Origin of the sequence: Roseovarius sp. TE539 (assembly GCF_003298505.1) — a bacterium.
Taxonomy (GTDB): domain Bacteria; phylum Pseudomonadota; class Alphaproteobacteria; order Rhodobacterales; family Rhodobacteraceae; genus Roseovarius.
In genome coordinates this window covers 16979-27047 of record NZ_QNGB01000039.1, presented here as the reverse complement: position 1 = coordinate 27047, position 10069 = coordinate 16979, and the positions used below count along the sequence as shown (strand labels likewise).

Here is a 10069-nt window from a genome sequence, read left to right as displayed (position 1 = left end):
ATGGGCGCAGCCGCTTGAGCGAGTTGATGGCTCCGCGCCTGCGCCCATTGCTCACGCCGCCGAATGATGGCAAACAAATGAGGAACAGACTCGACTTGCGAGTGGCCCTGAAAAATGGGGCAGGTCAAATGGCCTGTTATCATTCCTGCCTCCGGGTGCTCGTGTGATCTTCCCGGAAATAGTAACTTTTATCAGATAGTTAGGCAGCATTTCTGGCGTGACGCCCTTTGGCGGCCGGCGTGACAGAATGCGCGCTGAAGGGCCTGTATTCTAAAGCTGTCAAGCCCGACGGCGTGACATTCCGAGCTTGCGGCGTGACATGCCTGCATGCGGGATCAAGTCGGTTAACGCGAGGCGCCTGCTCAGCCCGGATTGATTCGGTCGGTTCGTTCCCTTGTCGCCACCTGCAAATCCGGTTCAAGGCGGTGTCCTTGCGGCTGCTTTCCCTGGATGAGCAGATCGCGGTCAGGCGCGGCCCCGTATACGTCGCGGTAGAACTCTTTCAGTTGTTGCCGGCAACGTCGGACATTTTGACGGATCGCGCTTTTGCTCATGTTTCGCAGGGAACCCAGAGCCGACAGTTGCACGAACGGGTATTCGTCATAAGCCAAACCGGATGCCCGCGCATCGTCGAATCTTGGCTTCAGGGCATGTGCAACCTGCGCGGGAGGCCCCTTGACCCGACCGAGTCCCTCGACAGCGACAACGGGTGTATCGTCCTCATCGAAGAATGCCGCAACCAGGGGCTTGGTCGGGTCCGGAACGACGTCTTCCTCGGCGATGCTTTCCATCGGACCGGAGGTTTTGGCGCTCGCACGTGGATCAGACGGCAGGGCGGGCTGTGTGTGATCTTGTTGGCCCAGATGCATGGCAACGAGAGACGAGGCGGGAAGCCTTCGCGCGACGATGTCGGCCGCCTGCTCCTTGACGACGCGTTCGAGAACGCCTGCCACCGCATTGGAATGCCGGAGGTGCAGGTCGCGGACCCGGCGCAGTGCTTCGGCACGTGGCAGATCTTCATGTCCCCGGATGATCTGCATGAGCTCATGCCCGAAGGCGGACATGAAGGCCCGCTCGTCCATGTCCCGCAGGCGAAGCGCATGGCGTGTCCATTCAAGCGCCATGGTGATCGATCGCTCCCGCTCCCGCGCACCGAAGAGCACGTCGGTGGCGTACCGCTCGGGCAGATCGTGGTCTTCGAGTCCCGCAGCGAGCATGGCGAAGCGGCGGTCAAGGCATTGAGAACATGCGCCGCAATGCGTTCTGAGGTTATCCTGCTCGCGCACACTCGTGCAGCTCACGGCGCGATCGATCTGCTCGTTGCCACCGTGCTGCTCGATCCTGCGAACGACGTCGGTCTTGGTCAGCCACTCGTAGCGATTCTCGATGCCGAGCTGGCCCGGGGCGAGACACTCCAGCAGGTCATTGAGCTTCTTCAGGGCGAGCGGATGCGTGGTCCGCGTGGCCATGGTCCCGACCACTTGCGGACTGATCGGGAGATTGTGGCTGATCGTTCCGTTCTCGTAGAAGCTGAGGCGCGGAATTTTCAGGGCCTGGGCGGCGGCCCAGCCCAGGGCGGTGAAGAGCAGCGAGCGTGACCTTTGCGTCGTCTCCTTGCCCTCCGCACCACGGCGTCGAGCCTTGACCTGGAGGTGCTGCACGCGGCCCGGGAACTGTTCGGAAAGGTATGCGCCCAGTTCATCCTGCCGCGGTATGACCTTCTGTGCCGAGCGATGACTGACAAGCAGCACCTTGTGGCGCGTTGTCGCCAGCGTCTCGAGAGCGCCGGCAAAGGAGTCGAGCCCGCCGGAGAACAGGATGGCCTCGTTCGCCTCGAACTGTGGCCCAGAGGGATCGAACTCGAGAAACGGTTCCCGCGGCCGTGCGAAGTCCCCTTCGACGAACTCGAACTGCACATTGTCCTCTGTCAGGAACGTCACGGCGTCGGTCAGGGCCTCGACCACCTCCGGTTTTCTCCAGATGTCCAACCGACGGACGGGAATCGTGAAGGAAAGATCGCGCCGCCATTGCTGACCCATCCGGGCACGAACCGCGCCGCCGCGGCTGACCGTGCTATCAGCCACGAAGACCGTCGACGCGATCTCCAGAAAATCGTCGCAAATCGGATCAATCTTGGCCAGCGCTCTTGCTCTGATCTTGTCGGCCTCGAGCTTGAAGTTGGGATATCTGCCGCCGAAGCGAACCTCGAGGGGTGGCTTGCCGGCCTCAAAGTACACGAGCGCCTCAGTCATCGCCTCCGCGCCTCGCCCGCAGTTCGGCGACGATCTTCTTCAAAGCCACTGCACCGAATGTGGCGGCATCCAGAGAGGAAATGCCGCCCTTGTCGTGAAGGGTCTTGCCGTACCAGCCGCCCGAGAACTCCTGGATGATCCGGGTTGCCTCCCGTGCATGTTGCGACAGCGCGACATCAAAGGCGCTGCGGTCGCCCGCATTGGCGAAACGATCTTCGGACCCGACATGCAGCGCGAGTGTCCGGTCCAGCCAGTAGGATAGGGAGTGCGTGACGAGCCGCGCGTAGAAAGCGCGGGAGAACTCGGATATTCCACGAGACCAGGAGAGCTTGCGGGTGGCCGCCTGAACATCATCCGGCGTCGCCTCGAACAGACCGGGCAGCTGGTCTCCGACCATCTCCGAGAGGGTCGTCACAAGGGAGCGCGCCGCAATCTCGCCGAGGTCGTTCGATCCGCCAGCCCCACGTCGGACCGTTGCCAGACGTTCATCGACGGCCATGGTCAGGTCGAGAAGTTCGGGGCCGTCGCGAACTTCCAGATCAAGGACCCTGAGAGCATCGCCGAAATCACCGGCGCGTGCAGCGTGGGGGATCGCGAGAAGCAGCCTGACGGCCTCGATGAAGACAGGACTATCCGTGGCCGAGAGCAGGTCTTTCTCGGCCGCTTGCGCGCTCGCAGCCACGACCACCTCGTCTGCCGCGCCGGAAGCAAGGGCCTCGACAACCTCGTTCCATCGTCTTGTCTTCGGCAAGACGCCAAGATGAATGTGCCCCATGGTTTTGTTTGTCCTCCCGAGCCGAGTTCAACCTTTCCGTGCGCGTCCTGTCAATCCGAGTGGGGTGGGACAGATGGGACAGAACAGAACCTTTTTTCTCCCACGCGCGCGCGTGAGGCAGAAATGGTTTTCATCTGTCCCATCTGTCCCACCTCTCGCGCCTGCCTGCGGTTCTGCTGCGCCAGCGGGGTCATGGCACTGGCAGGCTTTGGCGTCCAACGTCGCTGTTTGGAAATTAATGTCACGATGACAATGAGTTAGATGGCGTGGTAGACTGCAGGCACAGGCTGTGTAATTGAGCAAGGGGCCAGGGATGCAGGACAAAGAACCTCCCGGAAGTGGAGAAACGGGGCTGACCGGCGCGCGTTCCATCGAGCAGCGCGCGGTCGCCGATCTCATCCCCTACGCCAACAATGCGCGCACCCATTCCGAGGCGCAGGTGGCGCAGATCGCCGGCTCGATCCGGGCGTTCGGGTTCAACAACCCGGTGCTGGTGGACGGGGCGAACGGCATCATCGCGGGGCATGGCCGGGTACTGGCGGCACAGAAGCTGGGCCTGCGCGCGGTGCCGGTGATCGAGCTGGGTCATCTGAGCGAGGCGCAAAAGCGCGCCTACATTCTCGCCGACAACCGCCTCGCCGAACAGGCGGGCTGGGACCGGGAACTGCTGTCGCTGGAGCTGGGCGAGCTGTCGGAGCTCGGGGTGGACCTCGAGGGGCTGGGCTTCGCGGCCGGGGAGCTCGACGAGCTGCTGGCGCTCGACACGGCCGATCCGCGGGAGGAGAACACCCCTGAGCCGCCCGAGACCCCGGTCTCGCGCCCGGGCGATCTGTGGTGCCTCGGCCCGCACAGGCTCTTGTGCGGCGACGCGACCTGTGAGGTCGACGTGGCCCGGCTGCTGGGGGATGTACGCCCGCACCTGATGGTGACGGATCCACCCTATGGCGTGGCCTACGATCCGGACTGGCGCAACCGGGCCGGGGCGTCGGAGACGAAGCGCACCGGCAAGGTGATGAACGACGACCGTGCGGACTGGCGGGATGCCTGGGCGCTCTTCCCGGGCGACGTGGCCTATGTCTGGCACGGGGCATTGCACGCCAGCACGGTGGCCGAGAGCCTCGCCGCCTGCGGGTTCGACATCCGCAGCCAGATCATCTGGGCCAAGGACCGGCATGTGCTCTCGCGCGGGCATTATCATTGGCAGCATGAACCGGCGTGGTATTGCGTCCGTGGCAAGGGCCACTGGTCGGGGGATCGCAAGCAGTCGACGCTGTGGTCGATCCCCAGCCGCGACCAGGACGCCGAGACGGTGCACGGCACGCAGAAGCCCGGCCTTATGTATCAAGCGCACCAACAATATAGCTGAATCCTGCGGTGATGTGAATCACAATGGGGCATGGGAACACAGCTTTACCTCTACAAGCCCGAGACGATAACGCGCGCGCTGCAAAACCTCCGGGCGCAGATCATCCGCGATGGCGAACCTGGCTTAGAACACGTCGAAGCGCTGTTGCAGCTTCGCGGGGACAATCTCGGGCCAGTGCCGCGCAAGGCAAAGTATCACTTTCGGCGCGGCAAGTTACGGGTGGCGATATTCGCGGCGCTGCGCTCTGGACCATGTACCGGGCCGGAGGTTGTCATGCGGGTGTGTGAGGCGCACGGACTGGCCTATGAGGCTATGTACCGGAGCGTATATGCACAGCTAGGACAGATGAAGAAATCCGGGTATGTGCGGCATGAGGGGCGGGTTTGGCTGGCCCCGTAGGGCCAGCTTTAGAAGGATCAGAACCGATGGTCAGTTATGAACCGATAAGTGCGCTTCTCAACAGGCTTGCCCTCGAACTTGATGAAGTCGCTACCCCTCGCTGTCTCCCGCATGGATTCTTGGAGACTACGCTGTGCCAATTCGGTAACGAAGGCTTTGACCTCTTCGAGGACGTTTTTACGTGTGTCACTGCGCCCACAAGCGGGACAGGAAAACACACTATCGTCTTGTCCATCAGCGGGACCTTCAACCGGTACGCGACAGTCGCCGCAAAGAATGCTCTGGGTGTCACCGCTCATTGAAACAGCCCTCCCAGTGCATTCTGTGCATTCGCAGAAGGATTCAACCCATGCCGAAGGTCAGTTTCAATGCGCAAGCGCTCGGTATCGCTCGATACAGCAAGCGCAGCGATATGGGTCATGCCGAGGCGAACTGCCCGGGCGTAGCCATCGTGGGACCGGATACTAGCGTTCAGTCTTTGTTCAAAAGACTGGGTTTCGCCAACATAGAGAGCTTCCCAGCTCCCAGAGGGGACTTGCCTACAGAAGATGTAGACCCCTGATACTGGGTTGAATTGTGCCTCTACAGGATAGGTTTCAAAGGTGTACGATTGCCCGCTCGCACCGCGCCAAGTCACATTAACAGCCATTCTGCTGCCCTTTTCACTTTATGCGATGCGCCGCATTGACTGTCGGATTCTTCAAGGTGTAACCTTGATCTACGTTACCCGAATATCCGCAGCGGCCCATCCTGATAGGGTTGCGGAAACCGGAAAATACAGCGCCGTTACGGGTACCAGCCGTAGCGGCGTTTTCACCTCCAGCGTCAAACACATGATCGAATCGAAGGGATGCACGAGTCAAGAGGTTCAGGCGCAATAAATTGCGGCATACCTCTACATAATCGCTTGCCCACTAGTCTAACCACAACATGAATGTGATTCGCAATGCGGTAACCGCTCATGCCGCCCGCTGCCAATACCCTTTCCAGTTCCGGCTCACCGGCGCTTCCAGCGCGTTCGCCGCCAGACGGTGCGCCAGTTCGCCGTTGTCGCTGCGGCGGTTGTCTTCCAGCCATGCGGCATGGTTGGCATACTGGTGCAGGTATTGCGGGCTGACGTGGTGGTGCTGGCCCAACACCATGCGGCGCAGGCGGGAGAAGTAGCTTTCCGCCATGTTGGTGTGCTTGCCGTGGTCGCTGTAGCACTCGCTATGGTTCACGCGGTCAACCGCCCAGCCCATGTGCAACTCATCCCAATGGCTTGCCTCATCGGCTGACATGGTGGCCAAGCGGCAGATGTTCTCGTTTGCCAGTGCAACGCCCTCGCCTTCATCGGTGCTGACAAACGGCAGGGTGCGGCCCACGCGCTCACGCATGGCGATCACGACACGGCGCTTGCCGGTCTGGTTGTCCTTGCGGCGGCGGTCCTTGCGATCTTCCTTGCGGTTCTCGGGGCGGATATGGCCACCGAAATACGCGCCATCAATCTCGATATGGCCTTCCAGAACTTCACCGGTCTGGACCTCGGAGGCCATCGCTTCGCGCAGCTTGTGCGCCAGCACGAAGGCTGTCTTGTACTGGCAGTCCAGATCACGGGATAGCTGGATCATGGAAACGCCCTTGGCCCCGTTCACCAGAATGCAGATCGCGGCCAGCAGATCCACGAAATCCATCTTGCGGCTGGCAAAGATCGTGCCGCTGGTCACGCTGAACTGGTGCGCACACGCCTTGCACTTGAACTTGCGGCGGGTGGTGATGCTGTAGGACTCGTCATGGCCGCAGCGCGGGCAAACCGCCTCGCCATCCGTCTCAGGCCAACGCATTTCGCAGAAGGTCTGGTAGGCCGCTTCCTCGCCTGCCTTGTAGATCGAGCGCAGGCTGAGAGTGCGGGAAGCTGCTGAGAGAAGGAAGTGTTGGGCCATTGTCATCGTCTCCGTTACCTATGTAACGAATATAGTGCGTTGACGTATCGACTACAAGGGCATAAGTATCAAAAACGATACTTTTCGACCTATAGGTGATACATGCCCACGCAGACTGAATGGGAGATGAAGGCCGCGAACTTGCTCAAGGCCGAACTGAAGCGCCAGGGCGTGACCTACGCGCAACTCGCGGAAATGATTGGGGATAAAGAGGTGAATATTCGTAACAAGCTATCACGGGGCAAGTTTAGTGCCGCGTTTTTGCTTCAGGCTCTGAAGTCGATAAACTCGACCGATCTTCGGATATAAGCAGGCCAGAATAGGATTCTACAAAATCCTTCCCGCGCTCCGCGTACAAATAGGGTGCGATCAATTCTAAAAATGCTGTTTGCTTTATTAAGAAATCGGGCACCCCACTTCGGCCATCGTATGCGGGTAAGAGTACGCCGATCTCTTTTGCAAGATCATCTTTCAGGATCTGATACTTCGACAACAGCATCGGTGGGGATCCATAAGGGTGCATCCCCTTAAGTTTAACCTTGATTTCGTTTGCGAGATTTTGACACCGCTCAGCCAGAATGACCTGTCTCGCTATCGCCTTCGGGCGCTTTCTAAGGATTGCGTCAAGCCACACGCCGCACGCAAAGCCCATCAGAACTAGAGACAACCAAAAAATCCAGGGCTGCAAGATGAACGCTAAGAGCCACCCTGGGATACGACCGGCTAGAATCTGGTCTAGCTCATGCTGTGCTGCCCAAACCTCAATATTGAGGTAGATGATCGGGCTAACCGCGAACATCAAAGCACCTAAGGTGTATCGGATCACTTGCCGCATGGACTGACCATGCCCCAGGACCGTTGGGTTGTGGAGTCATTTCACCCATCCCGCTCACCCTTCGGGCTGGCGGCACTTCGCACCGGCTGGTGCGTTTGATACATAAGGCCGCAGAAGCCGGTGGAGTGCATGCGGCGCCCGATCCTCAACAACTCCAGCGCGGGACAGGCGGTCTACGAGCCCTTCTCGGGGTCAGGCACCACGCTGATTGCCGCCGAAAGCACGCAACGGGCCTGTCACGCCATGGAGCTTGATCCGGCTTACGTGGATGTGGCCGTGCGGCGCTGGGAGGCTTTTGCAGGGCAGAGCGCCACGCTCGACGCGGACGGGCGCGGCCTTGACGAGATCGCCGCGGAACGCCTGGAGAGCGCGGCATGACGCAGGGTCGCGCGATATCGGCGCTTGAGGCCCTTGCCAACATCGTCCTGGGCTGGATCGTGGCGCTCGCCACGCAGCTTCTGGTCTTTCCCGTCATGGGCCTGTCGGTCACCGTTGCGCAGCATCTCGGGGTCGGCGCGGCCTTCACGATCGTGTCGTTTGTCAGAAGCTATTGCCTGCGGCGCCTGTTCGAGCGGTTGGCGCGTCGGGGCGCCCCCCCGGGGGGGAGGGTCAATCTCCGGAGGCCGTGCCGCGGAACCGGCGGGGGCAGACATTTTCTTTCACGGCCAGAATTCGGACCGGGGGTCGGAAAGGGTCAAGGGAGGTAAGGCATGCGCGGACGCAAACCGAAGCCCACGAAGCTGAAACTCCTGTCTGGAACGGCCCGCAAACACCGGCTCAACGACCATGAGCCGGTGCCGGACCTGGCGCAGCCCGAGCCGCCCGCGCATCTGACCGGGGCTGCGCGGCAGGAGTGGGAGCGGGTGATCGAAGAGATCGTGCAGCTTGGCATCATGAGCAATCTGGATCGTGCCCCGCTGGCCGCCTATTGCCAGGCCTATGGCCGGTGGGTCGCCGCGGAGGCGGCGCTCGCGCGCATGGCGGACAAGGATGCGGTCACGGAAGGGCTCATCATCCGCACCAAGGCGGGCAACGTGATCCACAACCCGTTGGTCGGTGCGGCGAACAAGGCAATGGCGGACATGGTGCGCTACGCGGCCGAGTTCGGCTTCACCCCGTCATCGCGCTCGCAGGTCTCGGCTGTCGACACGCCCGACGAGGACAATCCCTTCAGCTGGTTCGACACCGCATAGGAGCTCCCGATGCGCGGCCGCAAGCCCACACCGAAGACCGGAACGCTGGCCAGCACGCCCATGGGTGCACTGCCGCGGTGCCCGGCGCATCTCAGTGACGTTGCCCGCAAGGAGTGGCGGCGCCTCGCCACGCCCCTGCATGACGCAGGCATTCTCACGCTGGCGGATCGTGCGGCGCTCGCGGCCTATTGCCAGGCCTATGCCCGCTGGGTGGAGGCCGAGGAGAAACTGGCCGAGACGCCCACGCTGCTCAAGACGCCCAACGGCCATGTCCAGCAATCGCCCTGGCTGTCGGTCGCGAACAAGCAGCTGGAGCTGATGGGGCGGTACATGTCGGAGCTGGGTTTGACGCCTTCGGCGCGCAGCCGGCTGACCTTGCCGGAGCGGGAGGCGGGACCCGAGAAGATCGACAGGATCGAGATCGCGGTCGCGAAGCCGCAGGTGCAGCGCGACTGCGAAGAGTTCGAACGGCGCCTCACCAGGATGAGCGAGAACATGTCGAAAAGCTGACGGGTCGCGGCAAATACCGCTACGCGTCTGGCGCGATGGTATCGTACAGATCTGCGCAACCAACGTTGCGCGGGTTTGTACATGGTCAGGGAAGCTGGCCCATCGCCGAAGCTGATGGCCTACGAGCGGGTCTCGACGGCGCGGCAGGGGCGGTCGGGACTGGGGCTCGAGGCGCAGCGCAAGGCCATCGACGCGTTCGCAGCCGCGAGGGAGGCCCGGGTGCTTGGTCGCTTCACCGAGATCGAGAGCGGGCGCAAGAGTGACCGTCCGGAACTCGAGAAGGCCCTCGAGCTTGCGCGTCTGACCGGCGCGACGCTCATCATCGCCAAGCTGGACCGTCTGAGCCGAAACGCGGCCTTCCTGCTCATGCTGCGTGACAGCGGCGTGCGCTTCGTGGCCTGCGACATGCCGGAGGCCAACGACCTGACCGTCGGGATCATGGCGTTGGTGGCTCAGCAAGAGCGGGAAGCCATCTCCCGGCGCACGAAGGAGGCGCTGGCGGCGGCCAAGGCGCGTGGGGTGAAACTGGGAAATCCGAACGGGGCGGCCGCGCTGAGACGAGCCGGTGAGAGTGGAGTTGCGCTGCGGAAAGCAGTGGCCTCGAATGCCGACGAATTTGCCCGGACCCTCGCGCCGGTGATCGAGGGGCTGAGATCGGCGGGTGTGACGTCGCTCCGCGGAATTGCAGAGGCGATGAACGAGCGCGGAATCCAGACGCGGCGTGGAGGGCGCTGGCACGTGTCGAACGTGCGGAACCTGCTTGTGCGATTGGAGCAGGCTCGGTGAGCAGCGAACGATGTGGTCTTGCACCGGGCGC

10 protein-coding genes and 2 pseudogenes are annotated in these 10069 nt (G+C 61.9%); 8 read left to right on the top strand and 4 right to left on the bottom strand.

What is annotated here, in order from left to right:
* Positions 1-362: 362 nt before the first annotated feature.
* Positions 363-2252: a hypothetical protein gene (locus DQW77_RS16615; protein ID WP_113259338.1), complete on the bottom strand. Its 1890-nt coding sequence runs from the start codon at positions 2250-2252 to the stop codon at positions 363-365.
* Entirely contained in the window at positions 2245-3027 is a 783-nt protein-coding gene (locus DQW77_RS16610; RefSeq protein WP_113259337.1) for a hypothetical protein, read from the bottom strand. The genes DQW77_RS16615 and DQW77_RS16610 overlap by 8 nt, the downstream gene beginning before the upstream one ends.
* Positions 3028-3340: 313 nt before the next feature.
* Between DQW77_RS16610 and DQW77_RS16605 the strand changes: the two are divergent.
* Together DQW77_RS16605 and DQW77_RS16600 are read left to right on the top strand one after the other, a co-directional pair.
* Positions 3341-4357 (top strand): annotated as a pseudogene (locus tag DQW77_RS16605) (ParB N-terminal domain-containing protein); the annotation flags it as partial.
* A 66-nt stretch (positions 4358-4423) separates the two neighbouring features.
* The gene (locus DQW77_RS16600; protein ID WP_113259336.1) at positions 4424-4792 is read left to right on the top strand and encodes a hypothetical protein; all 369 of its coding nucleotides are present in this window, start codon (positions 4424-4426) and stop codon (positions 4790-4792) included.
* Positions 4793-5751: 959 nt separating this feature from the next.
* On the opposite strand, the gene DQW77_RS16590 is transcribed toward DQW77_RS16600, so the two are convergent.
* Positions 5752-6714, bottom strand: coding sequence for an IS1595 family transposase (locus DQW77_RS16590; protein WP_113259334.1), 963 nt, complete (start codon positions 6712-6714; stop codon positions 5752-5754).
* 102 nt (positions 6715-6816) lie between these two features.
* On the opposite strand from DQW77_RS16590, the gene DQW77_RS18395 reads away from it, so the two are divergent.
* The gene (locus DQW77_RS18395; protein ID WP_113259333.1) at positions 6817-7023 is read left to right on the top strand and encodes a DUF6471 domain-containing protein; all 207 of its coding nucleotides are present in this window, start codon (positions 6817-6819) and stop codon (positions 7021-7023) included.
* Here DQW77_RS18395 and DQW77_RS18285 read toward each other — a convergent pair.
* Positions 6962-7549 (bottom strand): hypothetical protein, encoded by a 588-nt coding sequence (locus DQW77_RS18285; protein ID WP_181711321.1) that lies wholly within the window; start codon positions 7547-7549, stop codon positions 6962-6964. The genes DQW77_RS18395 and DQW77_RS18285 overlap by 62 nt on opposite strands.
* A gap of 111 nt (positions 7550-7660) precedes the next feature.
* On the opposite strand from DQW77_RS18285, the pseudogene DQW77_RS16580 reads away from it, so the two are divergent.
* The 5 genes and pseudogenes from DQW77_RS16580 to DQW77_RS16560 all read left to right on the top strand — a co-directional run.
* Positions 7661-7927, top strand: a pseudogene (locus tag DQW77_RS16580) (DNA methyltransferase); the annotation flags it as partial.
* Positions 7924-8256: a hypothetical protein gene (locus DQW77_RS18390; RefSeq protein ID WP_220124983.1), complete on the top strand. Its 333-nt coding sequence runs from the start codon at positions 7924-7926 to the stop codon at positions 8254-8256. The pseudogene DQW77_RS16580 and the gene DQW77_RS18390, both read left to right, overlap by 4 nt.
* Before the next feature lie 3 nt (positions 8257-8259).
* On the top strand, positions 8260-8742 hold the full coding sequence (locus DQW77_RS16570; protein ID WP_113259331.1) for a phage terminase small subunit P27 family: 483 nt from the start codon (positions 8260-8262) through the stop codon (positions 8740-8742).
* A 9-nt stretch (positions 8743-8751) separates the two neighbouring features.
* Entirely contained in the window at positions 8752-9252 is a 501-nt protein-coding gene (locus DQW77_RS16565) for a phage terminase small subunit P27 family (protein ID WP_113259330.1), read from the top strand.
* Positions 9253-9333: 81 nt separating this feature from the next.
* Positions 9334-10038: a recombinase family protein gene (locus DQW77_RS16560; RefSeq protein ID WP_113259329.1), complete on the top strand. Its 705-nt coding sequence runs from the start codon at positions 9334-9336 to the stop codon at positions 10036-10038.
* Positions 10039-10069: the final 31 nt, after the last annotated feature.